The organism is Acinetobacter sp. YH12099 (assembly GCF_013419195.1).
Lineage (GTDB): Bacteria > Pseudomonadota > Gammaproteobacteria > Pseudomonadales > Moraxellaceae > Acinetobacter > Acinetobacter towneri.
In genome coordinates this window covers 1-26,122 of sequence record NZ_VPAP01000029.1, presented here as the reverse complement: position 1 = coordinate 26,122, position 26,122 = coordinate 1, and the positions used below count along the sequence as shown (strand labels likewise).

The 26,122-nt window shown below is 39.2% G+C and carries 28 protein-coding genes and 2 pseudogenes; 20 read left to right on the top strand and 10 right to left on the bottom strand.

Features of this window, described 5'->3' with window-relative positions:
* Nucleotides 1-196 precede the first annotated feature (196 nt).
* From FTU39_RS12685 to FTU39_RS12670, 4 genes are all read left to right on the top strand, one after another.
* Complete coding sequence (locus tag FTU39_RS12685; protein ID WP_180052253.1) at nt 197-1,084, top strand: DMT family transporter; 888 nt, start codon at nt 197-199, stop codon at nt 1,082-1,084.
* A 141-nt stretch (nt 1,085-1,225) separates the two neighbouring features.
* Nucleotides 1,226-1,603, top strand: a complete 378-nt coding sequence (locus FTU39_RS12680; protein WP_180043678.1) for a hypothetical protein — start codon at nt 1,226-1,228, stop codon at nt 1,601-1,603.
* Nucleotides 1,593-2,051 carry a hypothetical protein gene (locus FTU39_RS12675; RefSeq protein WP_225530225.1) on the top strand — a complete coding sequence of 153 codons (459 nt, stop codon included), beginning with the start codon at nt 1,593-1,595 and terminating at the stop codon, nt 2,049-2,051. The genes FTU39_RS12680 and FTU39_RS12675 overlap by 11 nt, the downstream gene beginning before the upstream one ends.
* A gap of 197 nt (nt 2,052-2,248) precedes the next feature.
* Nucleotides 2,249-2,737 carry a helix-turn-helix domain-containing protein gene (locus FTU39_RS12670; protein WP_004973550.1) on the top strand — a complete coding sequence of 163 codons (489 nt, stop codon included), beginning with the start codon at nt 2,249-2,251 and terminating at the stop codon, nt 2,735-2,737.
* Between the two features lie 31 nt (nt 2,738-2,768).
* Here the strand turns inward: FTU39_RS12670 and FTU39_RS12665 are convergent, their stop codons facing one another.
* The 4 genes from FTU39_RS12665 to tusD all read right to left on the bottom strand — a co-directional run bounded on the left by FTU39_RS12665 (nt 2,769) and on the right by tusD (nt 4,251).
* Complete coding sequence (locus FTU39_RS12665) at nt 2,769-3,080, bottom strand: TusE/DsrC/DsvC family sulfur relay protein (RefSeq protein WP_026438386.1); 312 nt, start codon at nt 3,078-3,080, stop codon at nt 2,769-2,771.
* A gap of 58 nt (nt 3,081-3,138) precedes the next feature.
* On the bottom strand, nt 3,139-3,423 hold the full coding sequence (locus tag FTU39_RS12660) for a DsrH/TusB family sulfur metabolism protein (RefSeq protein ID WP_179994191.1): 285 nt from the start codon (nt 3,421-3,423) through the stop codon (nt 3,139-3,141).
* A gap of 65 nt (nt 3,424-3,488) precedes the next feature.
* Nucleotides 3,489-3,839, bottom strand: coding sequence for a hypothetical protein (locus FTU39_RS12655; RefSeq protein WP_004973555.1), 351 nt, complete (start codon nt 3,837-3,839; stop codon nt 3,489-3,491).
* Nucleotides 3,840-3,882: 43 nt separating this feature from the next.
* Nucleotides 3,883-4,251 carry a sulfurtransferase complex subunit TusD gene (gene tusD, locus FTU39_RS12650; protein ID WP_154320742.1) on the bottom strand — a complete coding sequence of 123 codons (369 nt, stop codon included), beginning with the start codon at nt 4,249-4,251 and terminating at the stop codon, nt 3,883-3,885.
* A 61-nt stretch (nt 4,252-4,312) separates the two neighbouring features.
* Between tusD and FTU39_RS12645 the strand changes: the two genes are divergently transcribed.
* The 5 genes from FTU39_RS12645 to FTU39_RS12625 all read left to right on the top strand — a co-directional run bounded on the left by FTU39_RS12645 (nt 4,313) and on the right by FTU39_RS12625 (nt 8,460).
* A complete protein-coding gene (locus FTU39_RS12645; RefSeq protein ID WP_180037746.1) occupies nt 4,313-5,317 on the top strand; it encodes an SDR family NAD(P)-dependent oxidoreductase in 1,005 nt (334 codons plus the stop codon).
* A 173-nt stretch (nt 5,318-5,490) separates the two neighbouring features.
* A complete protein-coding gene (gene fumC, locus FTU39_RS12640) occupies nt 5,491-6,885 on the top strand; it encodes a class II fumarate hydratase (RefSeq protein ID WP_180052252.1) in 1,395 nt (464 codons plus the stop codon).
* Nucleotides 6,886-7,018: 133 nt separating this feature from the next.
* The gene (locus FTU39_RS12635; protein WP_004973562.1) at nt 7,019-7,207 is read left to right on the top strand and encodes a type II toxin-antitoxin system HicA family toxin; all 189 of its coding nucleotides are present in this window, start codon (nt 7,019-7,021) and stop codon (nt 7,205-7,207) included.
* Between the two features lie 2 nt (nt 7,208-7,209).
* On the top strand, nt 7,210-7,593 hold the full coding sequence (locus FTU39_RS12630; RefSeq protein WP_004973564.1) for a type II toxin-antitoxin system HicB family antitoxin: 384 nt from the start codon (nt 7,210-7,212) through the stop codon (nt 7,591-7,593).
* Nucleotides 7,594-7,968: 375 nt separating this feature from the next.
* Nucleotides 7,969-8,460, top strand: a complete 492-nt coding sequence (locus tag FTU39_RS12625) for a hypothetical protein (RefSeq protein ID WP_004973565.1) — start codon at nt 7,969-7,971, stop codon at nt 8,458-8,460.
* Nucleotides 8,461-8,564: 104 nt separating this feature from the next.
* Here FTU39_RS12625 and FTU39_RS12620 read toward each other — a convergent pair whose 3' ends face one another.
* Nucleotides 8,565-9,482 (bottom strand): LysR family transcriptional regulator, encoded by a 918-nt coding sequence (locus tag FTU39_RS12620; protein WP_104851971.1) that lies wholly within the window; start codon nt 9,480-9,482, stop codon nt 8,565-8,567.
* Between the two features lie 92 nt (nt 9,483-9,574).
* On the opposite strand from FTU39_RS12620, the gene FTU39_RS12615 reads away from it, so the two are divergent.
* The 8 genes from FTU39_RS12615 (at nt 9,575) to FTU39_RS12580 (ending at nt 15,686) form a co-directional block, all read left to right on the top strand.
* Complete coding sequence (locus FTU39_RS12615) at nt 9,575-10,816, top strand: acyl-CoA dehydrogenase family protein (protein ID WP_004973568.1); 1,242 nt, start codon at nt 9,575-9,577, stop codon at nt 10,814-10,816.
* A gap of 130 nt (nt 10,817-10,946) precedes the next feature.
* Nucleotides 10,947-12,068: a phosphotransferase family protein gene (locus tag FTU39_RS12610; RefSeq protein WP_179994188.1), complete on the top strand. Its 1,122-nt coding sequence runs from the start codon at nt 10,947-10,949 to the stop codon at nt 12,066-12,068.
* Nucleotides 12,065-12,763 (top strand): histidine phosphatase family protein, encoded by a 699-nt coding sequence (locus FTU39_RS12605; RefSeq protein WP_004973573.1) that lies wholly within the window; start codon nt 12,065-12,067, stop codon nt 12,761-12,763. Before FTU39_RS12610 ends, FTU39_RS12605 begins: the two co-directional genes overlap by 4 nt.
* 10 nt (nt 12,764-12,773) lie before the next feature.
* Entirely contained in the window at nt 12,774-13,517 is a 744-nt protein-coding gene (locus tag FTU39_RS12600; protein ID WP_004973576.1) for an SDR family oxidoreductase, read from the top strand.
* 162 nt (nt 13,518-13,679) lie between these two features.
* Nucleotides 13,680-14,390 (top strand): SGNH/GDSL hydrolase family protein, encoded by a 711-nt coding sequence (locus FTU39_RS12595; RefSeq protein ID WP_179988985.1) that lies wholly within the window; start codon nt 13,680-13,682, stop codon nt 14,388-14,390.
* An 80-nt stretch (nt 14,391-14,470) separates the two neighbouring features.
* Nucleotides 14,471-14,614: a hypothetical protein gene (locus FTU39_RS12590; RefSeq protein WP_179988972.1), complete on the top strand. Its 144-nt coding sequence runs from the start codon at nt 14,471-14,473 to the stop codon at nt 14,612-14,614.
* Nucleotides 14,611-15,063, top strand: coding sequence for an XRE family transcriptional regulator (locus FTU39_RS12585; RefSeq protein ID WP_154320746.1), 453 nt, complete (start codon nt 14,611-14,613; stop codon nt 15,061-15,063). Before FTU39_RS12590 ends, FTU39_RS12585 begins: the two co-directional genes overlap by 4 nt.
* 32 nt (nt 15,064-15,095) lie before the next feature.
* On the top strand, nt 15,096-15,686 hold the full coding sequence (locus tag FTU39_RS12580; protein ID WP_104851964.1) for a uracil-DNA glycosylase family protein: 591 nt from the start codon (nt 15,096-15,098) through the stop codon (nt 15,684-15,686).
* Between the two features lie 77 nt (nt 15,687-15,763).
* Here FTU39_RS12580 and FTU39_RS12575 read toward each other — a convergent pair.
* Nucleotides 15,764-17,286, bottom strand: a pseudogene (locus FTU39_RS12575) (phospholipase D family protein).
* A gap of 237 nt (nt 17,287-17,523) precedes the next feature.
* Here FTU39_RS12575 and FTU39_RS12570 point away from each other — a divergent pair.
* Entirely contained in the window at nt 17,524-18,639 is a 1,116-nt protein-coding gene (locus FTU39_RS12570) for an S-(hydroxymethyl)glutathione dehydrogenase/class III alcohol dehydrogenase (protein WP_004973720.1), read from the top strand.
* A 517-nt stretch (nt 18,640-19,156) separates the two neighbouring features.
* On the top strand, nt 19,157-20,215 hold the full coding sequence (locus FTU39_RS12565) for a 3-deoxy-7-phosphoheptulonate synthase (RefSeq protein ID WP_104851962.1): 1,059 nt from the start codon (nt 19,157-19,159) through the stop codon (nt 20,213-20,215).
* A gap of 123 nt (nt 20,216-20,338) precedes the next feature.
* On the opposite strand, the gene FTU39_RS12560 is transcribed toward FTU39_RS12565, so the two are convergent.
* The 4 genes from FTU39_RS12560 to FTU39_RS12545 form a co-directional block, all read right to left on the bottom strand.
* Entirely contained in the window at nt 20,339-21,529 is a 1,191-nt protein-coding gene (locus tag FTU39_RS12560) for an MFS transporter (RefSeq protein WP_131261381.1), read from the bottom strand.
* Between the two features lie 294 nt (nt 21,530-21,823).
* Nucleotides 21,824-22,198, bottom strand: a complete 375-nt coding sequence (gcvH, locus tag FTU39_RS12555) for a glycine cleavage system protein GcvH (RefSeq protein WP_096902550.1) — start codon at nt 22,196-22,198, stop codon at nt 21,824-21,826.
* A 71-nt stretch (nt 22,199-22,269) separates the two neighbouring features.
* Complete coding sequence (locus FTU39_RS12550) at nt 22,270-23,298, bottom strand: AraC family transcriptional regulator (RefSeq protein ID WP_004973729.1); 1,029 nt, start codon at nt 23,296-23,298, stop codon at nt 22,270-22,272.
* 227 nt (nt 23,299-23,525) lie between these two features.
* Nucleotides 23,526-25,385, bottom strand: coding sequence for an ABC transporter ATP-binding protein (locus FTU39_RS12545; protein ID WP_180052251.1), 1,860 nt, complete (start codon nt 25,383-25,385; stop codon nt 23,526-23,528).
* Nucleotides 25,386-25,807: 422 nt separating this feature from the next.
* On the opposite strand from FTU39_RS12545, the pseudogene FTU39_RS12540 reads away from it, so the two are divergent.
* Nucleotides 25,808-25,987 (top strand): annotated as a pseudogene (locus FTU39_RS12540) (hypothetical protein); the annotation flags it as partial.
* Nucleotides 25,988-26,122: the final 135 nt, after the last annotated feature.

Genomic DNA, 26,122 nt, shown 5'->3' with positions numbered 1-26,122 from the left:
ACTGGCAGTACTTTTATAATCATGAACGACCTCATATGTCAGTAAATGGTTGTCCACCTATTTTTAAACAATAACAAGGCTTTAGATTTTCTACCCATTAATTCAATTAAAAATGGGGGTATTACCCAATAAAGATCGCAAAAATAACGGAATAGGCGTAAATTATAACTTTATCAGTAAAGCATTTGTGGTTGCAATGATTTCGAGTTGGGTGCTCTTTACCTTAATGGCTGCATTTATGCAGGCATGGCGCAATGCCTTTCAAAAACAACTCAGCACAAGTGTAGATGTTTATGGCGTGACTTTGGCACGTTTTATTTTTGCCTTGCCTTTTGCACTGGCGTATTTAAGCATTTTACAATGGCAGCAGCCTGTACAAGCAAAACTGCATTTTAGTTCGATGTTTTGGCTGTATATCATTATTGCAGCAGTGTGTCAGATTTTAGCCACAGCTTTAATGGTAAAACTGTTTCAACAGAAAAATTATGCGGTGGGTGTCGGACTTGCCAAAAGTGAAGCAGTTTTAGCCGCAATTGTAGGCGTGATTTTCCTACAAGAACATTTAAGCGCATTGGCTTGGTTAGGTGTTGCGATAGGCGGTATTGCGGTATTTCTACTGAGTAAAGGCAATCAACGTAGTGATTTTTCATTCACAACTTTAGCCATTGGAATCGGTAGTGGACTCAGCTTTGCGGTGACTTCTTTATTGGTGCGTGAAGCCAGTCTAGAGCTGGATTTCTTACCGTTTATTCACCGTGCTGCATGGGTTTTGGTGTGGGTCATTGGCTTACAATGTTTTATCTTATTGGCTTTTTTAGGTATATTTAAACGACATACCTTATATGCCATGTGGCAGCGGGTTGGATTAACTTTTAAAGTGAGCGTCTGCAGTTTTTTAGCATCACTGGGCTGGTTTAGTGCCATGAGTATGCAAACTGTGGCGATTGTGAAAACACTCGGACAAATTGAAATATTATTCAGCTTACTTATTTCAGCGTATTTCTTTAAAGAAAAACTTGCCCGTACCGATCATTGGGGATTGGGATTGGTCGTGTTTGCGGCAATGTTGGTGATTTGGGCGTAGGGTTATATTTCAAAGCTATGTAATTTCAAATTCATGTTATATCCTTTGCATTTGATTTAAGAATCTCAGAAATATAAAAATAAAGATTCTCTATCCGTACAATCTCGTTAGAATACTCACAGCGTATCTTAGAGAATTGTCATGTCTAAACCACAGCAAAAGCAAAAAAACTCAGCCTTAGCAGAATTGATAGAAGAACAAAAACTGCTCTGTGAAGAGTTTGGTTCAGCCTATATTGCAGTGAGTGGCGATGATGTTGTCGCAGTTGCAGTCCAGACCTTAAATAAAGACCCAATTGTGGGCTTGCGTAAAGCGCCAGAAGGTGAAGAAAAAGTTGCGTGGTACATTTATGGCGGTGAATTGGGTGAAGATGACGTGAACTTTGAAACCATGCCTGTACGCGAGCTACAAGATATTTTGCCCGATGTGCTTCCATACTTGGCTTTAGAACAAGGCTACCGCTTTATGATTGATGCTGATGACTATGAAGATGTCTGGAAAGAAGGCGATGAGTCTTAAGCCTATGCGCATGTCGAACATGGCAAAAATATCGGTGAGCATTATGCTTGGACTGCAAAGTCTGAGCGTAATGGCACAAGGTATTCAAGCGCAGCAGTTGGCACTTGAAGCATCATCGATGCCTATTACAATCCAACACGCAGTCGATGGATTGACCCAAACGCAATATCAATATTTGTTAAATCAATACACGCAAATTGTGAATGACAGCAAAAAAATACTGGATGACCCAGCTAGCCAAGCAACGGCAGAACAACAAAAACAGGCATTTTGTGCACGCTATCACGCCTATAAAAATATTGCTGAAATTTCCGAGCACAATCCAAACTTGTATCCTGCACCTGTGATGTTAATGGTGGCAAGGCGTTATTTAGAGCAGCAGCACAACAGTTTCACGGCTTCAGGTATGACTGAACAAGTTTTTTGTGCAGGAGCTACATCTAAATAGTGTGATCTGCCTTATAAGTGAATAGCAAATCTGAAGATTGAAGATGCAGACATATAAAACCCCAAAACTGGGGATCCCTTTTAAGCAGATTGTGAAGTCATACTTCATTTTTTATCAATTTTCATGCAAAACTGACTTTGCAAAGACTGTAGAATCTTTTAACTTGCAGGTAGTGAACTGAGGGATAGGCGACATAGATGAAATGGGATGAAATTGGCGAGCAGCCTTGTTCGATTGCACGAACCTTGTCGGTGATTGGTGACCGTTGGACGATGCTGATTATTCGTAATGCCTTTATGGGCATGCGTCGCTTTGATGATTTTCAACAACATTTGGGCGTAACGCGGCATGTATTGTCAGATCGTTTAAAGCGTTTGGTGGAACATGAAATTTTAGTCAAAGTGCCTTATGTAGAGCGCCAAGAACGTTTTGAATATAAATTGACAGAGAAGGGCTTGGAGCTTTATCCCTTAATGCTGTCTATGGCAAATTGGGCAGATAAATGGATGGATCAAGGTTTAGGTAAGCCTGTGGAATACATCCATAAAAATTGTGCTAAGACGTTTCAACCTGTCGTGGTATGTTCGGAATGTGGTGAAGAACTGCATGCCAAGCAAGTAAAACCACATTTTACCCCAGTGTATTATCAGTACATCCAAGCACAGCAGAATTTAAAACAAGCCTAAATCAGTGCTGTATTAATTAGCAACAGTTTGTCTATAAGCAGTTGGCTGGTTTAGGAATACCCGCTAAACGACTTAAATGCCGTGCCACCAAACCTGTATTAAATTTTTCCTGCAAAACAGCGTTGTTAATCTCTGGGCTTACAGTTTTCATTAAAAATTTGATTAAAGGACGGGTTGCAGGTGAGTGTCCAAATTGCTGATAAAATTGGCGTACAGCGTGCAAAACTTCAAAATGCCAAGCTGTGAGTTCAAGCTCTAAACTTTGCGCCAATTCTTGCGCCACTTGTTCATTCCAGACAGTGTAATCCAGCAAATGTCCATCTTGATCTAATTCTAGTGTCATCTCTTGTTTCATTCACCCTTAAAAATGCTTTGCATTGGTTTCATATCATTACGGCTTGTTATTTAAAGCTGATACAGCGCTGATGTGTTAAACACAGCGTTGCAAAAGCTGCATAATTAATCGGCTGTACATTTTCCGCCAAATGACCATTCAATATTTCTGCATCATTTTCCAGTACATATATTTTGTCTAGCTGGGCACAGAGTGGATGTTGCTGATGCAATACCGCATCACCCATAAGTACAACGCTGTCTTGCGGAGCATACAAGGCATTTAGCTCTGCTAAAATTGTTGCGGTGCTATCAAAGCTCGCTTGGATTAAATATAAATTTGCGTCAGACATGCTTTTCTCTTTAGATGTTTAGATATGGTCAAATGATCAATCAGATTGTTAAACCACCGATCAACCTACCAATATAAAACCCGATCAAAGGTTTGAATCAGCTCCCGATTCAGTTCCACCCATTCAATTTCATGTACCGTATTTTTGATAAACGGCGAGTTAGCATGTTTATTTTCAATCAAAATTGGGCTGAGGTCATAAAACTCAAAGCTATCGACCAAATTGGATGCCACTTTAAAAGCATGTTTTAGTGAATCAAATGCCAGTTCCGACTGTAATAGGCTTAATGCCGCATCTTGTAATAACACTTTGACTTCACAACCAAAAGTTGCCAGTACCATTGTTGCAGACAAGCTTTCATGCACTTGTAAGCTGTTTAAATTGGCCTGACGTAAAACCACGAGTACAGTTTTCACACAATTTACCTTTTAAATGCAACAGATTTACAAAATGCATCGCTTAAAATTGAATCAGGCGTTCTGTGCTTTGCACTGCATCGGCCAGTTCGCCCAAGCCAACCAATTCAAAGCCTGCGGCTAAATTGTGTTGGCTCAGTTGATGGCGTTTGGCATTGTCTGCATCGCTAATACCACGTGCCAGTGCGGCACTTACACATACGGGTAAACGAATAGACAATTTTTGCCATTCTGTTTTGAGGTTGCGTTGATCATCGGGTACCCATTGCAACTCATTCGCTACAGCAACGCCATCTTGATAAAAAAACACACGAAAAGCCTCATTTTTCTGTTGTAAGGCTTGAGCAAGACCGAGTGCATGCCATGCATGAATAGAGGTTGGTGCGGAGGTTATTAGTAATAAGGTGCTCATCAAAATTCACTAATGCAATGTGCCAAGGCGCATTCAGACTTTATAAAAAAAGGTAGTATAAATGATTTTAGTGACTGGTGGTTTAGGCTTTATAGGCTCACACATTGCATTAAGCCTAATGGCTCAAGGGCAAGAGGTCATTATTGTAGATAATTTATCCAATGCAAGTATGCAGACTTTAGAGCGACTTGAATATATTGCAGGGCGTTATGTGCCTTTTTCCAAACTGGATGTAAGAAATACGCCTGCGCTGAACAAAGTTTTTGAACAATATTCGATTATTGCGGTGGTGCATTGTGCAGGGTTTAAATCTTTAGAAGAATCGGTGCTTAAACCACTGGAATATTATAACGATAACGTCAGTTGTATTATGAGTTTATTACGTTCCATGCAACGTACAGGTGTGCGTCGTTTAGTGCATCTTTCAAGTATAGCGGTCTATGGCAAGTCAGGATTGAATCTGGAAGAAAGCCAGAGTTTTAATTACACCTATGCCAATCCGTATGTGAAATCTCAGCAGATGGTTGAAGAAATCATCCGCGATACTTTTAGAACCGATAATGAATGGAATATTGCTATTTTGCGCTTGAGTAATATAGCAGGTGCATTTGAACACGGCATTTTAGGTGAAGTCGTTGCTCCGTTACCTAAAAATATTATTCCTTTGGCGATGCAAGTCGCAGTACAGCAGCGTGAAGCGATTGAATTACGTCAGCAAGCTAATACTGCAGATCAAACTGTAGAACGTAGCTTTGTGCACGTACTCGATGCCTGTGATGCTGTGATTGCAAGCCTGCATTGGTTATTTGAGCAAACGCATAGCTGTGAAGCTTTTAATATTGCGGGAGAAGTGGTTTCAATTCAACAATTACTTGCACGTATTAGTGAAGTCACTGACACTGAAATTGCTACAGTTCCTGCAATTCATTATGAATATCCTGAGTTAGATCAGTTAGGTGCAGTCGTAGATAAGGCACAACAATATTTACACTGGCAGCCAAAACGTAGTCTGGAAAAAATGCTAGAGGATGAATGGCGTTTTTATCAAAATACGCTTAAGCATTAAAAGTAAGCGCTATAAAATTCGTTGAGATGCGATTCACGAAGCCTCATAGCTGAAACAGATACAATGCAACGGAATTATTGATAATAATTATCATTTACTAGGCTGTCTGTTTTTTATAAGATCGAGATAAGAGCACATGACATCATTGAAATCACGAAGGAATGAGGCTGAACATGCAAACACGTATTGAACATGACACCATGGGTGAGGTTGAAGTTCCGAATGACGCGCTTTGGGGCGCACAAACTCAGCGCAGCTTACAAAATTTTAAAATCGGCAATGAGCGTTTACCACGCGCCATGATTCGCGCTATGGGTTTGGTTAAAAAAGCTGCGGCAATAACCAATGCAAACTTAGGGCAAATCCCGCAAGAGTTGGCGCAGTACATTGTCGGTGCAGCAGATGAAGTCATTGCAGGGCAGTGGGACAGTCAATTTCCTTTGGTGGTGTGGCAAACAGGTTCGGGTACGCAAAGTAACATGAACTGCAATGAAGTGATTGCCAATATCGCCAATCAAAAACTGGGGAATCCTTTAGGTGCACAAAAGCCTGTACATCCGAATGATCATGTCAACCGCGCCCAATCGACCAATGATTCTTTTCCAACTGCAATTCATGTAGCAGCGAGTTTGCAAATTAATGAACTGCTCATTCCTGCAGTAAAGGGTTTGCGTGATACGTTGCATGCCAAAAGTGAAGAATTTTCTGAAATTGTCAAAATTGGACGTACACATTTACAAGATGCAACGCCATTAACTTTAGGGCAGGAATTTAGTGGCTATGTATCGCAGCTAGATCATGGTTTAAAACGTCTAGAACAGGCTTTAACAGGCTTGTATGAGTTGCCATTGGGCGGTACAGCAGTCGGTACAGGCTTAAATGCACATCCTGATTATGCGGTACAGGCAGCGGAGCAATTGGCACAGCTAACAGGCTTAGCATTTGTGACTGCACCAAATAAGTTTGAGGCTTTGGCGGGGCGTGATGCTGCGGTATTTGCTTCAGGTGCATTAAAAACTTTGGCGGTGAGTTTAAATAAAATTGCCAATGATATTCGCTGGTTAGCCAGTGGCCCGCGTTGTGGTTTTGGTGAGTTGCGTATTCCAGAAAATGAACCTGGTTCAAGTATTATGCCGGGTAAGGTTAATCCAACACAAAGCGAAGCGATGACCATGGTAGTTGCACAGGTATTGGGCAATGACACCACGATTAACGTGGCAGGTGCATCGGGCAATTTTGAGCTGAATGTATTTATGCCAGTGATCGCATATAACTTATTGCAATCTATTCAACTCTTGGGCGATGCATGTAATAGCTTTAATGAGCATTGCGCCGTTGGCATTCAAGCAAACCGTGAAAAAATAGATCACTTTTTGCATGATTCACTCATGTTAGTGACCGCTTTGAATCCTGTAATTGGTTATGAGAATGCAGCGGAGGTGGCAAAAACAGCTTATAAGGAAAATAAAACCTTAAAGCAAGTTGCAGTAGAGCTGAATTTGGTCACAGCAGAGCAGTTTGATGAAGTGGTACGTCCTGAACAGATGATTGCTCCGAATACCAAATAGTCAGTTTTAAGTAAATTGAGAGGTCTGTGTTTGTCTGCTCAAGATGACAGATAAACACAGACTTTGTTTATAAAAATCAGTGAAACTTTGAAGTATTCTTTCTTATTAAAATTATGTTGTGTATAATTACACAATGAACAGCAAAGACATTATTAAGCGTCTTGAGCAGGAAGGCTGGTACAAAGTGGGTGGTAAAGGCGACCATGAAAAGTATAAGCATCCTGAAAAGCCTGGACATGTTGTGGTACCACATCCACGTAAAGATATGCCAATAGGAACTCTACGCAATATATATAAACAGGCTGGTTGGGAGTGGAGGTAAAAATGTTATATCCAGTATATGTTCACAAAGATGAAGATAGCGCATACGGTTTAACCTTTCCTGACTTTGATGGATGCTTTAGCGCAGCAGATGAGATGCAAGATATTCAGCGCATGGCACAGGAAGCGGTTGAAGTTCACTTTGATGGTGAAGATATTCCGTTACCAGAACCATCAAGCCCAGAGCAATGGTTAGGTGATGAGCGATTTGAGGGGGGTTTTTGGTTGTTAGTTGATATTGATACAACAAAAGTAAATACAAAGTCTATTCGTATTAATATCAGCATGCCAGAAGCTTTAGTGAAACGTATTGATGCTGTTGCAAAAAAACAACATTTAAGCCGTTCGGCATTCTTAGCTAAAAGCGCGGAAATGGCGTTGCATTAATCAAGTAAAATATACTAAACCCAGCCTAAATGCTGGGTTTTCTATTGCACCTAATTTGAATGTAGAGGGGTAATTCATCCTAATACGATTTTAAATTTATGTGTTGGTTTAAAGACATAATTTGCATAACGGCAGAATAGGCTGCTACAAGGTGCTATCTAAATGTAATAGTTAAAAACCCGTCATTTAGTCGCATTAACCACTTTTAGATGCTTTCTTTTATGTCCGTTCCTTATTCAACTTACATTGATTAAGCTGCCATAATTGCTAGAATACGCAATACTTCAAAATACTGTTTTGCTAAAGTTTTGCATTTATTTTGCAAAATTTAATTTTTTTATAAGCAACTCAATATCTTAACTACGGAAATTTTCAATGCTCTCAATTTATTTAACAGATGTTCAGCAACACGTGCAATTTAAAGATTACCCGGGTGAGCAGCCTGTTAAATTTATCTTGAATTTTAAAAAGATTTTTCCAAGTGTAATGGAGCTTTTACTACCTGTATTGCCTGAAAATGAAAATCTGGAAGAAATGACGTGGGAATCAACCACTGCAGATTTAGAGTTATTTAAATTGCTGCTCAGTGGGTGGGGCGTGATTGAATTACGTTTAAATGCGCTCAGTCAGTTCAAGGGCAAGACATTTGCAGATCAGTTAGTGAAACAAGCCCAACAAAAACGTAAAGATTTCGCCAAAGCACAACAACAATTACAAACTGTGGAGCTAGATTACTTATTTATGCATGAAACACATGCCTTAATTGATGCTGAATTGGTAGAAGTAGGTGAAAAGTTCTATTTGCCAATTTTGCGTGATTTATGGAAAGGCAAAGTATCTACAAAAGTATTGGAAGCGAAGTTTTAAGAACAAACCCATATTAAAAAGCTGTCTCGGCGGCTTTTATTTTTTATAGAATCATACAAGACGATTAGCAACCACTTGCAAATTCAAGATTAATTCAAAATAGCCTAAGCAAAGATTTTAGAAATTTCCTCTCTTAAGAAATAATGCCTTGAATTTTCCTGTAAATCTTTATGCCAATACATCCCCATATTAATTACAGGCAAGTCTACAGGCACATCAAAAATATTCAATTTTTGGCTCATATTCAAATGCTTTAAAATCATTTTAGGAATAGTTAGTATGGCTTGAGGATGCTGCTGTAAAATCTGTAACGCCGTAGAATAGTGCTGACAACGTAAAAAAACCTGCCGTGATAATTGCTTTTGATGCAAATAAATATCTTCTAGCAACATACCTGTACGCCGTGATGAAACCCCAATATGTGCAGAAGATAAATAAAGTGCAGTATTCATTTCTTGTTGTGAACTACAGACCACAAATTGGTCTTGAACTAAGGATTGAAACTGAATTTTATCGCCAAAGTTTTGTTCTAAATCAATTACAAAATCAATTTGTTGTGTTGCTAAATCTGCCAAAACCGTTTTGCGGTCTAATTTGTGGCTCAGAAATTGAATATCCAAGTTCAACTTTTGAAAATGTGCCACCAATTTAGGAAAAATAATCGGTTCAATTTCATCATGGATAGCAATTTTGAGCGATTGCAACATATTCGGCTCAAATTGCTGTTTCTGTATTGCAATACTTTGAATCGCCAACAAGGCATTTTTAATAGTCGGATAAATTTGCTCGGCAAAAGGCGTAGGCAGCATTTTATTGCCACTTCGCACCAGTAAATCATCTTGTAAATGTTGTCTTAAACGCTGCAAAGCATGACTGGCGGCAGATTGGCTAATACACAAAATTTGTGCAGCTTTGGAAATACTGCGCTGCTCATAAATTGCAACAAACATCGGGTATAAATTGATGTCTAAACGATGAAAAACGGTAAGATCAACTTTTGCATTGTTATGAACATGATTCATAGTGTTTTATTGAATTAAATCATTTTGTTCATATTACTTTTCAAGTTAAGGTGTTGTAAAGCAATGAATACAAATTTTAAGGGATTTGAACCATGTTTGAGCTATCTGCACGCGCCAAAGACTATATAGAACGTACCAAAGCCTTTATTGCCAAAGAAATTGAGCCGATTGAAGCTGAATTCTGGGCAGAAGTTCACGAATTAAATCAGGGTGGTGACTGGACTAAATGGCAATGGCCAGCACAATTAGAACAATTAAAAGCCAAAGCCAAAGCTGCAGGTTTATGGAATATGTTTTTACCTTGTCCAGAATTAGGACAAGGTTTGTCGGTACAAGAATATGCACACATTGCAGAGTTGAGTGGACGCAGTTTGATTGCGCCAACCGTATTTAACTGTAATGCACCCGACAGCGGCAACATGGAAGTTTTATGGCGCTATGGTTCTGAAGCACAAAAGGCAGAATGGCTGACACCGCTGCTTGAAGGTAAAATTCGTTCTGTGTTTTGTATGACTGAACCTGCAGTGGCTTCCAGTGATGCGACCAATATGCAGGCAACAGCAGTCGTAGACGGCGATGAAATTGTCTTGAATGGTCGTAAATGGTGGTCTTCAGGTTTGGGCGATCCAAATGCCAAAATTATTATTTTTATGGCGCATACACCCGATGAAACCAAAGACCGTCATCATCAACACTCTATGGTTTTAGTCCCTGTGGATACTGCGGGCGTTAAAATTCAACGCATGTTACCTGTATTTGGTGATTACGACGCGCCACACGGTCATGGCGAAGTCAGTTTTGATAACGTGCGTGTGCCTGTTGCCAACTTTATTGGCGGTGCAGGACAAGGTTTTGAAATTGCACAAGGTCGTTTAGGTCCGGGGCGTATTCACCATTGTATGCGTTGTATTGGTGCAGCCGAAAAATCTTTGGAGTTGATGATTGACCGTGGCATGAGTCGTACCGCATTTGGCAAGGAAATTCTGAAACTCGGTGGCAATTTGGAGCGTGTAGCGGAAGCACGTGTGGCGATTGACCAAGCACGTTTATTAACTCTCTATGCAGCCTATAAAATGGATACTTTAGGCAATATGGCAGCACTTACCGAAATTTCTGCCATTAAAGTGGTTGCACCAAGTGTCTTGGAAAAAGTAGTTGATATGGCGATGCAGATTCATGGTGGTGCAGGCGTATCTAGAGATACACCGTTGACAGGTTTCTTTGCCCAAGCGCGTAGTTTACGTCTTGCCGATGGACCAGACGAAGTACACAAAGGCATGATTGCCAAACTTGAGTTGGCTAAACGTGGTTATCGTAGCAGCCGCAAAAAATAAGTCAGTTGCGAATTTTTTATTGTGTCGCTTGGTAGTGTATTCGGCAATATTTCTGATATTGCCGATACATCTCAAGAGAACACGGAAAATCTATGTTAGATTAAAAAAATTGGAAAATTAGGGAAAAATAATGTCAGTTATTGATGTAGGCGGCACAGTACGCGAAGGCGAAGAACTCGATATTCAGGCAGTGACAGCATGGTTAAAACAACAAAATGTCGATGTCGTAGAACCTGTAGAAGTCACACAATATTCAGGCGGTGCATCGAACTGGACATATCGCCTTAAGTACAGCAATGCTGATTTAATTTTGCGTCGTCCGCCCAAAGGTACTAAAGCTAAATCTGCACATGACATGGCGCGTGAATATCATGTGCAAAAGAATTTAGCCCCGTTTTATCCTGTGTTACCTGAAATGGTGGCGTTGTGTCAGGATGAAGCTGTAATTGGCTGCGATTTTTACGTGATGCAACGTATTGAAGGCATTATCCCACGTGCAAAATTGCCACCAGAGCTTGATTTTAGCGAAACTCAAGTACATGAACTTTGTGTAAATGTCATTGATAAACTGATTGAGCTGCATCAAGTACCTTATGCAGGAACTGAGCTAGAAAAATTAGGGAAAGGTGATGGTTATTGCCGACGTCAGGTAGAAGGTTGGGATGCACGCTATGCCAAAGCACATACCATCAACGTGCCATCTTTTAAATATGTGCGTAAATGGTTGTTAGACCATATTCCTGTAGATTCAAAAACCTGCATTATTCATAACGACTGGCGTTTTGATAATGTGATTTTAGACCCGAAACATCCGACTCAAGTGATTGGCGTTTTGGACTGGGAAATGGCAACACTGGGCGATCCACTCATGGATTTAGGCTCGGCTTTGGCATATTGGGTTGAAGATACCGATAATCAAATTTTTAAAGCCACCCGTCGTCAACCAACGCACTTAAAAGGCATGTTCACACGTCAGCAAGTGGTGGACTATTATTTGCAAAAAACAGGCTTGAGCACCGATAACTGGACATTCTATGAAGTGTTTGGAATTTTCCGTTTAGCGGTGATCGCCCAGCAAATTTATTATCGTTATTTCCACAAGCAAACCAATAATCCTGCATTTAAGGATTTCTGGATTGTCATTCATGCTTTGCATATTCGTGCCTTAAAGTTAATTGGTTTACAAAAACTGGAAGCAAATGAACTAGCACAAAAATATATCGCCAAATTTAAGGAATTGATGCCGAAATGACCACCATTTATTTAATTCGTCATGGGCAAGCATCTTTTGGGGCAGAAAGTTATGATCAACTTTCGCCTAATGGTGAGTTACAAGCCAAATTGCTCGGACGTTATTTTGATCGCATTTTAAAAGAAGCACCCTATGTGGTGGCTGGTTCAATGCAGCGCCATCAGCAAACTGCACAACTGGCTTTGGCAGAATGTTTTCCTGAGGTCGAAATTCATACCGACAGCGCATGGAACGAGTTTAATCATCAACAGGTTTTCGCGCAGTATGAACCGCGTTTTAATCAACCTGAATTGATGAAAGAAGATGTCGCCAAAGAGGTCAATCCTCGTGCATATTTGGCAAAAATTTTTGAAGGTGCGATAGAACGCTGGACGGGCGGTGAATATCACCATGAATATGAAGAATCTTGGCCGCATTTTAAACAGCGTGTCGAAGATGCATTGCAGCATTTATGTGATGACTTAGCCCAAAAACAACCACGATATGCTGTGGTATTTACTTCTGGTGGTGTGATTTCTGTGGCTGCAGGTAAAATTTTAGGCTTAACGCCCAATAAAACCTTTGCATTGAACTGGGCAATTACTAACTCAAGTATCACCACTTTACGTTTGGTCGGCAGTGAACCACAACTGTTAAGCTTGAATGAACATCATTTTATTAAAGCTGAAAACTCAAATTTATTGACTTGGATTTAAGGATCAAACCATGACAAAAACAATTCTAATTACAGGTGCAAGTTCAGGTATTGGTGCGGGTATGGCACGTGAATTTGCTCAAATGGGTTATAACCTTGCAATTTGCGCCCGACGTTTAGAGCGTTTGGAAACGCTGAAACAAGAACTGGAAAGCCAGTTTGGTATTCGTGTTATTGCAAAAACGCTGGATGTCACCAATTATGATCAGGTGTTTCAGGTGTTTCGTGAATTTAAACAAGATTTTGGACAAATTGACCGCATTATTGTCAATGCAGGCGTGGGCGAAGGACGTCGCATTGGTAAAGGTAATTTTGCCATCAACAAAGCCACAGTAGAAACCAACTTTATTTCAGCTTTGGCGCAGTGTGAAGCCGCGGTTGAAATTTTCCGTGAGCAAAACTCAGGGCATTTGGTGATGATTTCATCTATGAGTGCCATTCGTGGTATGCCAAAACATCTTACTGCTTACGGTGCAAGTAAAGCTGCAGTAGCACATTTAGCAGAAGGAATTCGTGCAGAATTAATTGATACACCTATTCAAGTTACGACTATTTTCCCTGGTTATATTCGTACCGAAATCAACGAAGGTGCAAAAAAACTGCCTTTTGAAGTTGATGAAAAAACAGGTTCACGCTTACTTGCTGCAGAAATTGAAAAAGCGCCAATTAAAGCCTATGTACCTAAATGGCCATGGTTGCCATTGGGCTTAGCTATGAAAGTTTTACCATTAAAATTGGTCAATAAACTCGGCTAAATAGCAGCGATATCATAGTATTTGAATAGCATCCTGAAATTTAAAGCTGATGATGAATGCAATCACTTTAAATGACACGATGCTATTTTTATATTTGAGTCTCTACTTTTGTTTGGGTTTAAAATTTGTATTTTCGGTTTTCGTATTTAAGAGTGAAATGTGATGTGGCTTAGAACAGCAACCCTTGCCTTAATTCCCGCTTTGGTGATTCAGGGAAGTCGTGTTAAAAAGAACAAGATCCGATTGCCTGAAGCCGAAGGCGCACGAGAAGGTATTACAGGGGAAGGGCAAACGCTGTCATTATTGATTTTAGGCGATTCTGCCGCTGCAGGCGTTGGGGTAGCACATCAAAATGATGCGCTTTTAGGTGCGGTGATTTCTGCTTTGCAGCATCAGTACCAAGTACATTGGCGTTTAGAGGCGCAGTCTGGAGATACTACCTCACAAGTCATTCAAAAAACGAAAAAACTGGTAAATCAAAAATATGATGTTGTGGTTACTTCTGTTGGTGTCAACGATGTAACACGCTTAATGTCGGCACAGACTTGGATTAAACAACAGCAACATTTTTATCAACTTATTCAAGCGAAATTCCAACCTGAATTAATCATTGCTACGGGGGTTCCACCAATGCATTTATTTCCCGCATTGCCCAATCCATTATCTTGGCTATTTGGACAATACGCAAAACAAATGAACTTACAATTAGAAAAAATGATTGCACAACAAGAAGATATGCAGTGGATTGAATATGATATTCGAAAATATCAATCCATGAATTTAGAAATGGCAAAAGATGGTTTTCATCCAAGTAAAGAAATTTACCAGATTTGGGGGAAAGAAGTCTCGGATAGGATTTTGGAGTGGTTTTAGGTAAATTAACTTAAATAATGGTATAGTGTTAACAATCGTCAACACTAAATTATAATTAAATCATCAAGCAGAATGAAAATATGAAGAAACATCCCAATAAACATATTCGCGAAGCAATTGAATATGCGATTGAAAACGGCTGGGATGTTATCGATTCAGGTAAATCAGCACATGCAAAACAAATCTTGCGTAAAGTAAAGCAATGTCATGGAGATGAACTATGAATAACTATCACTTTACTGTTGTGGTACGTGACGCACGTTCTGATCTGTCTGTGCTAGAAGATAAGTTCTTTGAAGCGGGTTGTGATGATGCATTAGTTTGCAGTTATAACGATACAATTTATCTTGAGTTTGACCGTGAAGCTGAAAATGCAGAACAAGCGATTCACTCAGCATTAGACAATATTCGCTCATTAGGATTTCATGATCTGATAGTAGAAGAGCAAGGTTATTCAACTTTGGCAGTAATGGCTGAACGTGCTGGAATGACTCGTCAAGCATTATCTTTATATGCGCAAAATAAACGTGGTGACGGAAACTTTCCACGTCCGATGTATGGACTTGCATCTAGATCTGCAATGTATTTTTGGCCAGAAGTTGCGACATGGTTATTCAATCAAGGGAAGTTACATAAAAATCATTATGAAGTTGCTCGTACTGCAATGTCTTAGCTTAATTTAAAGACCAAAGGTTCAATCTATAAATGTCTGATTCTAAAATAGAAACCCATCCACTCGAACCCTTTTTACCAGCCAATGCCAAGCTGTTAATGCTTGGGAGTTTTCCACCACCTAAAAGCCGTTGGAAAATGGATTTTTATTATCCGAATTATCAAAATGATATGTGGCGAATTTTGGGCTTATGCTTTTTTCAAGATAAAAACTACTTTTTAGATTTAGAAGCTAAAAATTTTCATCTTCATAAAATTATTGATTTTTTAAACACCACTGGCATTGCTATTTCAGATACGGCGCAGCAGGTGATTCGCTTAAAAGGCAATGCATCAGACAAATTTTTACAGATTGAAAAACCAATGGATATTGCAGCACTTTTAAGCAAGATACCTTTATGTCAAAGCATTATGACCACAGGCGATAAAGCGACTGATACACTCATGTTATCTATGCCTGAATCTGCCGAAAAACCTCAAATTGGGCAGGCGACACATTGCTATTTTGCCAAGCGTGAGCTGCATTTATATCGGATGCCTTCATCTTCACGAGCCTATCCTTTAGCTTTAGAGAAAAAGGCAGAAGCGTATTTTAACTTATTTAAAGAAATAGGCTTACTATAAGTAACTTTAAATAATTGTAGACAGTGATGGCAGAGAAAGAAAAATACGCTTCCATAATTAATGTCTATCTATTGTCATTACATCATCCATTCAATAGGGAATAATGAAACTGTTTTCATCATAAAACGCTGAAACTGTGTGGTTTCAGGATCATGATGATACGTTTGAATACTGCCATCTGCCTGATGATCTAACCAAATAATTTGACCGTTTTCGTCTAATTGCAGTTCATACGCAATTTGTGGCAAATAGCGGTCTAAAGATTGAGAAACATCGTTTTGCAATTGTTCAGACTCTAACACCAAGCCACTTCGGTATTTAATTTTGCAGAACGAGGATCAAGGTTAAAAGAACCTACAAAGACCATGCCATCTATATCAAAGAATTTGGCATGTAAACTCGAGGCGTTTTTGCCTTTGGCAGGAATTACGTTACCCGTTGCAACTTCATACCAAGTACGCTTTTTTCGTTCAATATAAGGCTTAAATTCATATAAACGAATACCTGATTTAAGTAAATCTACGCGATACTGCTGATAAAATGCATGTACCAAAGGCACATCATTGGCTAAAAATGAATTGGTCAATACACGTATCTGTATTCCTTTTTCAGCCAGTTGAGTGAGTGTTTTAAGACCATCTTCTGTTGGGACAAAATAGGCAGAAACCAGTTCTAAATGTTGTTTGGGCTCACCCATTAACTTTAACATTTGTTTGTAAATCAGTTGCTCGCCTTGAGCTGTACCCCGAATTTTATTCGGAGAATCTGCCACAAAATGCGCACATACCCACTGTACAGGATGTTGTTCTAATTTGATGCTGACTTCTTCTTGCGCGTTAGCCACACGTTCACGAATTTTATCTTTATATTTGGCATTTAATTCATAGCGATTACGCAATTCTCTCAATTGCAACGCGTTGCCTGTGCCTAATAATTGCTTTACTGAATAGCTTAGTTCGTCATTCCAAAACTCTAAAAACACGGCATTGGTTTGGGGGACAGCACTGCCATAGAATAGAATATCCATATCAGTAAATTGAAAATTTTCACTGGCATCAAAATATTCACGGCTAATATTACGCCCACCTGTCACGGCAATCGCCCCATCGGCAATAATTAGTTTATTGTGCATACGGCGATTGATTTGTTTAAAACGAAACAAATAATCCATCACACGAAAATGCCGATATTTGTACGGATTGAAAATTTTTATTTCAAAATTAGGATGCTGAGCAAGCCGTTTTAAGGTTGGATCAAGTTGCGTACCATTTTGATCATCAATTAATAAACGAACTTTTACACCACGATCTGCTGCTTTGAGCAGTTCAGCCAACATCAACTGACCAATTAAATCATCTTCCCAAATGTAATATTGTAAATCTAAATGGTGCTGTGCTTTTTGAATCAAATATAAACGCGAGGCGATGCTACTAAAGGCATCATTTAGAGAAAGATACGCTGTTAAATTTTGGGATAAATGTGCATCAATTTCCTGACCATTCAGCCAATGATCTACATAATGCTCAACAGGGCTATTTTTGCTCGCTTGATTCATCGGTAAACTGCATCCTGTCAGTAAAATAGCGAAAAAAGCCAACATTCCAAGCCAGTAACAAGGTCTTTGGATCTTCATGATTATTCTTAAGTCATTCTGTATTTATACATGGAGATTATCCTCATGTTAATGCTTGAAACTCTGAATAGAAAGAGGGTATTGTGAGAGTCTGTTGATATTTTATAAATAGCTTGCGAGATATCTCTCTCACATCGCAAACATAGACGAATTGTCAGCAGCCCCTTATCATCTGTTAATGTATTTTTTAGGGATAATTTGCTCATGAAATCACGTGCAGCCGTCGCATTCGGCCCAGGTCAGCCGCTTGAAATTGTTGAAATTGATGTTGCACCGCCGCAGGCTGGAGAAGTCTTGGTCAAAATTACCCACACAGGGGTATGCCATACCGATGCATTTACCTTATCGGGTGAAGATCCTGAAGGTGTTTTCCCTGCAGTTCTTGGCCATGAAGGTGCAGGTATTGTGGTTGAAGTTGGTGAGGGTGTGACCAGTGTTCAACCAGGCGATCATGTGATTCCGCTTTACACAGCAGAATGTGGCGAATGTTTATTCTGTAAATCTGGTAAAACCAACCTATGCGTTTCCGTACGTGCGACACAAGGTAAAGGTTTAATGCCTGATGGCACGACACGTTTTTCTTATAATGGACAACCGATTTATCACTACATGGGCTGTTCAACCTTTAGTGAATATACGGTAGTTGCTGAAGTATCTTTAGCAAAAATTAATCCTGAAGCCAATCATGAGCAAGTTTGCTTATTAGGTTGCGGTGTTACAACTGGTTTAGGTGCAGTTAAAAATACTGCAAAAGTCCAAGAAGGCGATACCGTTGCGGTATTTGGCTTAGGTGGTATTGGTTTAGCAGTTGTGCAAGGTGCGCATAAAGCCAAAGCCAGCCGTATTATCGCCATTGATACCAACCCAGAGAAATTCAAATTGGCAGAACAATTTGGTGCAACCGAATTCTTAAATCCAAAAGATTATGACCGCCCAATTCAGGAAGTCATTGTGGAAAAAACAGGTTGGGGCGTAGATCATTCTTTTGAATGTATTGGAAATACCAATGTGATGCGTTCCGCTTTGGAATGTGCGCATCGTGGTTGGGGACAATCCATTATTATTGGTGTTGCAGGTGCAGGTCAGGAAATTTCAACTCGTCCATTCCAATTGGTGACAGGTCGTACTTGGAAAGGAACTGCGTTTGGTGGTGTAAAAGGTCGTTCGCAATTGCCAGGCATGGTTGAAGAAGCCATGAAGGGTGATATTCAACTCGAACCATTTGTAACGCACACCATGGGGCTAGACCAAATTAATGAAGCCTTTGATTTAATGCATGAGGGTAAATCTATTCGTAGTGTGATTCATTTTGATCAATGATGAGTAACGCGCTTAAATAAAGACCCAACAAAAACCAAGCTTCGGCTTGGTTTTTTTAACCCCTGGATTCGCTAAAACAGCAGCTTAATTTTAATAAATACATCCAATAAAAATTATTTTACAAAAAGGATTGCCAAACGGAACAATACAGCGTATTTTAATTTTAACAGCTCATTTTTTGATGAAAACAAGATGTTAAAGCAACCTTTAATCGCAAACGCTTACTATTACTTTTGGCAGTTTCAATGATTGCCTGAGTCGCGTTCGGGCAAAAGGTTGCCCACCAGTTGATACCTGATCGGCAACCCTGATCAGGTTTTTTTATGTCTGGTGTTTTGAATTTTATAGGTTTTTCGGAGATTTAATCATGTACAACGTTAATTATTCATACTTTAGCAACTTTTATTGGTTTTACTTTAGTCAATCTATGACTCAAACCTTGCAATCCATTAGACCCATAACGCTGAAATAAATGATCGGACTGTAAAAAAGAGAAACAGTCCAAAGGAACAGACCAATGAATGCTTTAAATACTGCTTTACAACAACAGACCAACAATACTGAAATTAGTTTAAGTTTACCGCATCAACTCAAAGCGCAACTCCCACTTTCATCTGCGCTAAAACAACAAATCGCACAACATCGACAGATTATTCAGAACATTTTAGCGGGCACAGACCCTCGCTTATTGGTCATTACAGGACCTTGTTCAATTCATGATCCGCAAGCAGCACTCGAATACGCAGAAAAATTAAAACAATTACAAAGCCAAGTTTCAGATCAAATTTTCTTGGTGATGCGCGCCTATATCGAAAAGCCACGTACTACGGTAGGCTGGAAAGGCTTTTTGTATGACCCAGACTTAGATGGCTCTGCAAACATGCAATTAGGCTTAGAAAAATCACGTGAACTGTATCTACAAATTATAGAAATGGGTTTACCAATTGCTTCTGAAATTTTAAGCCCAATGGCAACGGGATATTTTGATGATGTACTGGCTTGGGGTGCAATTGGCGCACGTACCAGTGAATCACAAATTCACCGTGAAATTTCTAGCGCCATGCCGTATAGCATTGGTTTCAAAAACGGAACTGATGGCTCAATTCAAATTGCATTAGATGCAATTCAATCGGCAAGTCATCCACATCAATTCATGGGAATGAGCCAGTCGGGTTTACCTGCTATTTTGTCATCACAAGGTAATCCACACGCGCATTTAATTTTACGTGGCGCAAATTCAGGGCCAAATTATCAATTGGCAGAAATTGAGAAAATTCAGCACAAAGCCAAAGGGCAGTTGCCTGCATTGATTATTGACTGTAGTCACGGTAACAGCCATAAAGACCCACAACAACAACCGCAAGTCTTGCGTACCATTGTGGCAGAACGTGAACAGACGCAAGTCCGTGGCATCATGTTAGAAAGTCATTTGGTGGATGGAAATCAAAAGATTTCTTGCGAGATGACTTATGGTCAATCTGTTACCGATGGCTGCTTGGGTTGGGATAAGACTGAACAACTGCTTATTGAGGTCGCTGAAAGCTTAAATCGTCAGGTTTTGGCTAAAACTGCATAAAAAATAAAACTCCAGAAACCCAAAAAACCTGAAATTTCAGGTTTTTTGGGTGGGAGAGTATTTAAAAATCAACTCTTCTTAGATTAGTTTTTAAAATAACAATTCTTTTGCTGCTATTAAAAACTAAGCCTGAATATCTGCATTAGGTTGTTTAGCCACAACAAATTTATAGAAAATTAAACTGATTAAGGTCACAACAGCACAGAGCAAATACGCTGCGGTATAGTCATAACCCGCAATAATCCAACCTAGAATTAACGCGCCTAAGGCGATACCAATATCGTAACAACAAAAATACGTAGATGTGGCATGACCAATACGATCTTTAGGGGAGCGTTGAATTGAAATGGTTTGCAGGCAAGGTTGGGCAGACCCGAACCCTACACCAATTAATGCAGCAGCCAACATAAAACCGAATACACTGTGTACCTGACTCAAGACAATTAATCCTAAAGCAAATAATATAATTGCAGGATAAATCACATAACTAGCCCCTTTACGATCATAAATTTTGCCTGTAATTGGGCGCAAAATCATCATCGAAACTGCAAATATCACGAAGAATAAACTCGCATAAGACAGCATATTGCGTGATTCTGCAAAGGTGGAAATAAATGACATAATACTGGCATACGCGAAAGAAACCATCATCGCCATGAGTGATACAGGAATTGCTTTTTTCTCTACAAAATCTTGAAGCCCTAATTTACGTTTAGGTGTTGTTTCAGTTTTTACTTTTTGGGTCGCAATTGGAATCATTAAACAGAAGGCGAAACCTACCCAAACACTGACGGATAGTAAGGTAGAAATACTGGCATAAGAAACACTTTGAATCAGACTTAAACCAATTAAAGGTCCCAATACAATCCCTAAATTTACTGACACCAAAAAATAGCCCATACCTTCACCTTTGCGACTGTCTGGAATAAAGTTATTGGCAATAGGGACGGTAACTGTGGTGACAATGCTGAACCAAATCCCATGTAAAAAACGCAGTACGAGTAGAAACAGTAAACTATCTACAAAAATGTATGCCACGCTACACAGACAAAACATGATTTCAGAAACATATAAGGTTTTCTTTACACCAAATTTTTCAATAATCAAACCGCTAAATGGGCGAATCGCGATTGCAGATAACATAAACAAAGTCATGGCTAAACCTGCCTGTGACAAGCTACCACCCAACTCATTCACAATATAAATAGGCAAAATTGTCGTTTGCGCAAAATAAAATATGAATAAGAACAAGTTATTGAATAAGCAGAGAATAAACGACTTATTCCATAAATGTTCGACATTTATAGCTGACATAACTTAAACCTATATATGGTGAGTGGAGTAGCGTGCAATGTGTACTTTGTTATACAGATGCTTTGTTATTGGAAGTCATCACACAGTAAGATCATGCAAAAAATAATAAACCCATTTATGTGAAAAGTATAGTTATTTAATAAAATTAAAACTAAAATTAGATTTTAATTCTATTTTTTTAATTATTTTATCAAATAAAGATAATTTTATTTATTTCGCAAATTGCAATGCAAAAAAAATCAGCCGAAGCTGATTTCTTTGAATTTGAGCGATTAAACACTACAAATTTAAGGCTTATAAGCCAGATTCATAGTCCGCACTTGATAAAAGCTGTTCCACATCTGCCATATTGTCTGGCTTGATTTTATAAATCCAGCCTTTGCCATACGGTTCATCATTTACAAAGTCAGGGTCATCGTCTAAATTGCTATTTACTTCAACTACTTCGCCTGAAACAGGGGCGTGAATATCTGAAGCTGTTTTAACAGACTCAACCACACCTGCTTGTTCACCCGCAATTACTTTTTGACCAACTTCAGGTGCTTCTACATAGACCAAATCGCCTAAAGCATCTTGTGCATGGTCTGAAATACCTGTGACGACCAAATCACCTTCAATACGCACCCATTCATGTGTTCTTGCATATTTTAATTCAGCAGGGTGATTCATTTGATAACTCCTTAAATTGTATCGAATCTTTTTGCCATGTTTTATACATGCTTTTTGCCAAAAACAAAAGTTTATAAATACGGATCTTTACGCCAATTGCTCGGACTGCGTCCACTCCAGCGTTTAAAAGCACGACTAAAATTAGCCACATCGCTATAACCCAATTCATCGGCAATTTGTTCTAGCGTGTAGTCGGTACGGGAAAGCAGGGAAGTCGCATGTCGATAACGGACTTCATCGACCAAGTTTGAAAATGAAGTACCTTCTGCAGCCAGTTGACGTTTGAGTGTGCGGTCGGACATGTGTAGATAGTCGGCAACATTTTCAATGCTTAAATAATGCTGTTCTGCATGAGTTAAAATATCACGCACCCGCATAGAAATTCGGCGACGTTCACCTAAAGCTGAAAGCTCAGCTTCACATTGATTAATCGCAATTTGACTGGCAATAGGATCGGCATTAATCATTTTTAAGCCCAGATATTGCTTATCAAAACTTAAACCTAAATACGGCTGATCAAAACGGAATTGATGATAAGGAAATTTCGAAAAATACTGATCAAAACCTGCAGGTTTAGGAAAGTCAAAATCGACTTCACCTGTAAAGTGTTCGGTACCTGTCATGGCTTTACTCATGGTAATCATGCCAATAATTAAAGCGATGGCAATTTCTGTGCGTAAAGGTTCCATGTGAATATCACACTGCAATTGCAGACTGGCTTTTTCACCAAAAGTTGAGAAAAACAATTGTAAAAAGGGCATACGCAGTTGAATAAAACGATTGGCTAAAATCAACGCATCACTAATTTCATGCGCAGTCATAATCGCATAGCCAATAAAGCCATGAATGGAAATGCGCATTTGCGTACCAAGATGATAACCGAGCGTCGATTCGCCTGTAAGTTTTAAAGCATGTTTAACCAACTCATTGGCAATAGGTGTAGGAATACGACATTCTGGGTCTGCCAACATTTCGCTATTGAGTTGAAATGGTGCAAATAAGGTATCTGCGTTATAACCCCAACGGGATACAACATCCAAAACCAATAAGCCATAAACCCCTGGAACACCTTGTTCCTGACGTGCTGATATTGTTTTCATGCATGTTCCATTGCATTTGCTAATTTTATTTTAATTTGCCTTAGCGACTGTCATCTATGCATATCTTAGTTTGCCAAACGGCGACATAAGAACGTAGATGACATATTGCATCTTGGCATGAAAATTAAAGAAATTCTATGGAAATTGTTAGACAAAACAGGCTTTGACTATATGCGATAAATCTGCATTTCATCAAAGCCTGAGTTACAGCAAAGTTGCTGGAGATGCTAATTTTTATCAGTCGATGGTTTTACGATTTTATCTTGTTCAATTAAAAAACCACCTGTTTGACGCTGCCAAAGTTGTGCATAAATTCCGTTCATAGCCACCAGTTCATCATGCGTACCTTGTTCTGCAATACGTCCTTGATCGAGCACAATTAAACGATCCATTTGTGCAATGGTAGATAGTCTGTGTGCAATCGCGATTACAGTTTTACCTTGCATGAGTTCATCGAGGCTCGATTGAATTGCCGCTTCAACCTCAGAGTCGAGCGCACTGGTGGCTTCATCTAAAATTAAAATAGGCGCATCTTTTAAGAAAACACGGGCAATAGCAATACGTTGACGTTGTCCACCTGAAAGTTTAACACCCCGTTCGCCCACGTAGGCTTCATAGCCTTTTTTGCCACGTAAATCGGTCAATTGTGGAATAAATTCTTCGGCTTTGGCTTTGCGTACAGCTTCAAACATTTCTGCTTCAGTCGCGTCAGGACGACCATATTTAATATTTTCAGCCACAGTACGGTGTAATAGCGAAGTATCTTGAGTCACAAGTGCAATATTTTTACGCAAACTGTCTTGGGTCACATCTTCAATATTTTGCCCATCAATCATAATTGAGCCGTGTTTAAGCTCATAAAAATGTAAAAGCAATTGAATTAAGGTCGATTTACCTGCGCCTGAACGTCCCACGATACCAATTTTTTCGCCTGCACGAATATGCAGATTAAACTGATCAATCACGTTTTTACTGTTATAAGCAAAACTGACATCTTTAAACTGAATTTCGCCCTGAGCAACTTGTAATGGTTTTGCATCGGCTTTGTCTTGAATCGCAATTGGACGTCCGAGAGTTTTCATACCATCTTGAATGGTGCCGACATTTTCAAACAGGGCAGAGGTCTGCCACATCATAAACTCGGCAATACTGTTGAGTTTAAGAATCATGGCTGTAGTGGCAGCAATAATCCCCAATTCTGCACGGCCATTTAACCAGAGCCAAATTGCTGTACCTAAAACGCCCACATACAACACCACGCTTAATAAATTGATGCTGATTTCATATTGAGCGCCCAAACGCATTTGTTTATAAACCGTCAACATAAATTCTTGCATCGACGCTTTGGCATATTGGCTTTCGCGACCTGCATGCGCAAATAATTTTACGGTTTGAATATTGGTATAAGCATCGGTCACGCGTCCTGTCATCACCGCACGTGCATCGGCTTGTTCATTAGATACTTTGCTCAAACGCGGAATAAAATAAGCTGCTGCAAGAATAAATAAAGCCAACCATAATAATAACGGCAAAATGAGCATTGGAGAAATTGCGCCCAATACTAGGCTAATCGTAATAAAGTAAATGAATACATAGGCAAGCATATCGCCCAAAATGACCCAAAACTCACGTACTGCTAAGGCGGTTTGCATGACTTTGGCAGAGAGTCTTCCTGCAAAATCATTATGGAAAAAATCCAGACTTTGTTGCAACATTAAATTGTGGAAACGCCAACGCAAACGCATTGGAAAACCACTGTATAACATTTGATGCTTCACAATTGACTGCGCACTGGCAAAAAAGATATTGGCCAATAAAATACAAAACAGCAAAGTAAGGTTCTGCTGATGTTGCGCAAGGAAAGTATCTGGCTGACTTTGACTAAGCCATGTGACTAAATCGCCAATTTTTGCATATAGCAAAGCTTCAAAGCTGGCAGCGCCTGCAGTACATAAAACCAATAACAATAAATATGGACGTACACCTGAAGCTGCTTGCCAAACAAAGGCAAAAAACGTGGTTGGCAAGGGTTCGGTCAAACCTTTATTTGGATAAGGATCTATAAGTTTCTCGAACCACTTGAGCATACGATGTTACCTTGATGACTAAACCTAAATTTAAAGATAGATAAATTTAAGACAGTAAAAACAAAAAACTTAGGATAAAGTTAAGAGCATTCCTGTGAATATTTCTTAACTTATAGTGATACAGCTTGTAGGTCTAGTTTACGCCATAACACAGCAAATGTTGAAAATAGAAATATAGATGATTAATTTGCATACAAAATCACGTTATAGATTCACTTTTATACATAAAGCTGCAACACATCAAAAATTATCCATCCACAAAAAGCGTATTGGTTCACATTTTTAATGATATTTCATCGAACCAATAGCATATAAACATTTAATTTTAATGAAAAAATTAATTTAAATTCAACATTGATTGCTATAATCACGCCCATTTTTAGCACAACCGTGCTGTAAATTGGTTTTAAGTTGATATTTTTATGATGCGTAATTTTTTAGGTGCAATTGCACTATATTTGGGATTTATTTTTCCTGCTCAAGCCATGCCATTTGATCCATTGATTGGTACATGGAAAGTCATTGATGATCATACAGGGCATTATGTTGCAGAAATTGTGATTCGTAAGAACTCTAAAACTTCGGAATATAGTGCTGTAATGGTAATCCCCCCTAAAAATAATTGAGTTTAAAAGTAGAAAATCGAATAACCTTGATTTAAGGAGATTTTCTATGAAAACATCTAAGTATTCAGACAGCTTGATCATGAGTATCTTGAAGCAAGCTGAAGCAGGAAC

Excerpts from the sequence above, each read along its gene's own strand:
- FTU39_RS12685 (WP_180052253.1), top strand. The coding sequence starts at position 197 with ATGATTTCGAGTTGGGTGCTCTTTACCTTAATGGCTGCATTTATGCAG.
- FTU39_RS12680 (WP_180043678.1), top strand. The coding sequence starts at position 1,226 with ATGTCTAAACCACAGCAAAAGCAAAAAAACTCAGCCTTAGCAGAATTG.
- FTU39_RS12675 (WP_225530225.1), top strand. The coding sequence starts at position 1,593 with ATGAGTCTTAAGCCTATGCGCATGTCGAACATGGCAAAAATATCGGTG.
- FTU39_RS12670 (WP_004973550.1), top strand. The coding sequence starts at position 2,249 with ATGAAATGGGATGAAATTGGCGAGCAGCCTTGTTCGATTGCACGAACC.
- FTU39_RS12665 (WP_026438386.1), bottom strand. The coding sequence starts at position 3,080 with ATGACACTAGAATTAGATCAAGATGGACATTTGCTGGATTACACTGTC.
- FTU39_RS12660 (WP_179994191.1), bottom strand. The coding sequence starts at position 3,423 with ATGTCTGACGCAAATTTATATTTAATCCAAGCGAGCTTTGATAGCACC.
- tusD (WP_154320742.1), bottom strand. The coding sequence starts at position 4,251 with ATGAGCACCTTATTACTAATAACCTCCGCACCAACCTCTATTCATGCA.
- FTU39_RS12645 (WP_180037746.1), top strand. The coding sequence starts at position 4,313 with ATGATTTTAGTGACTGGTGGTTTAGGCTTTATAGGCTCACACATTGCA.
- fumC (WP_180052252.1), top strand. The coding sequence starts at position 5,491 with ATGCAAACACGTATTGAACATGACACCATGGGTGAGGTTGAAGTTCCG.
- FTU39_RS12635 (WP_004973562.1), top strand. The coding sequence starts at position 7,019 with ATGAACAGCAAAGACATTATTAAGCGTCTTGAGCAGGAAGGCTGGTAC.
- FTU39_RS12630 (WP_004973564.1), top strand. The coding sequence starts at position 7,210 with ATGTTATATCCAGTATATGTTCACAAAGATGAAGATAGCGCATACGGT.
- FTU39_RS12625 (WP_004973565.1), top strand. The coding sequence starts at position 7,969 with ATGCTCTCAATTTATTTAACAGATGTTCAGCAACACGTGCAATTTAAA.
- FTU39_RS12620 (WP_104851971.1), bottom strand. The coding sequence starts at position 9,482 with ATGAATCATGTTCATAACAATGCAAAAGTTGATCTTACCGTTTTTCAT.
- FTU39_RS12615 (WP_004973568.1), top strand. The coding sequence starts at position 9,575 with ATGTTTGAGCTATCTGCACGCGCCAAAGACTATATAGAACGTACCAAA.
- FTU39_RS12610 (WP_179994188.1), top strand. The coding sequence starts at position 10,947 with ATGTCAGTTATTGATGTAGGCGGCACAGTACGCGAAGGCGAAGAACTC.
- FTU39_RS12605 (WP_004973573.1), top strand. The coding sequence starts at position 12,065 with ATGACCACCATTTATTTAATTCGTCATGGGCAAGCATCTTTTGGGGCA.
- FTU39_RS12600 (WP_004973576.1), top strand. The coding sequence starts at position 12,774 with ATGACAAAAACAATTCTAATTACAGGTGCAAGTTCAGGTATTGGTGCG.
- FTU39_RS12595 (WP_179988985.1), top strand. The coding sequence starts at position 13,680 with ATGTGGCTTAGAACAGCAACCCTTGCCTTAATTCCCGCTTTGGTGATT.
- FTU39_RS12590 (WP_179988972.1), top strand. The coding sequence starts at position 14,471 with ATGAAGAAACATCCCAATAAACATATTCGCGAAGCAATTGAATATGCG.
- FTU39_RS12585 (WP_154320746.1), top strand. The coding sequence starts at position 14,611 with ATGAATAACTATCACTTTACTGTTGTGGTACGTGACGCACGTTCTGAT.
- FTU39_RS12580 (WP_104851964.1), top strand. The coding sequence starts at position 15,096 with ATGTCTGATTCTAAAATAGAAACCCATCCACTCGAACCCTTTTTACCA.
- FTU39_RS12570 (WP_004973720.1), top strand. The coding sequence starts at position 17,524 with ATGAAATCACGTGCAGCCGTCGCATTCGGCCCAGGTCAGCCGCTTGAA.
- FTU39_RS12565 (WP_104851962.1), top strand. The coding sequence starts at position 19,157 with ATGAATGCTTTAAATACTGCTTTACAACAACAGACCAACAATACTGAA.
- FTU39_RS12560 (WP_131261381.1), bottom strand. The coding sequence starts at position 21,529 with ATGTCAGCTATAAATGTCGAACATTTATGGAATAAGTCGTTTATTCTC.
- gcvH (WP_096902550.1), bottom strand. The coding sequence starts at position 22,198 with ATGAATCACCCTGCTGAATTAAAATATGCAAGAACACATGAATGGGTG.
- FTU39_RS12550 (WP_004973729.1), bottom strand. The coding sequence starts at position 23,298 with ATGAAAACAATATCAGCACGTCAGGAACAAGGTGTTCCAGGGGTTTAT.
- FTU39_RS12545 (WP_180052251.1), bottom strand. The coding sequence starts at position 25,385 with ATGCTCAAGTGGTTCGAGAAACTTATAGATCCTTATCCAAATAAAGGT.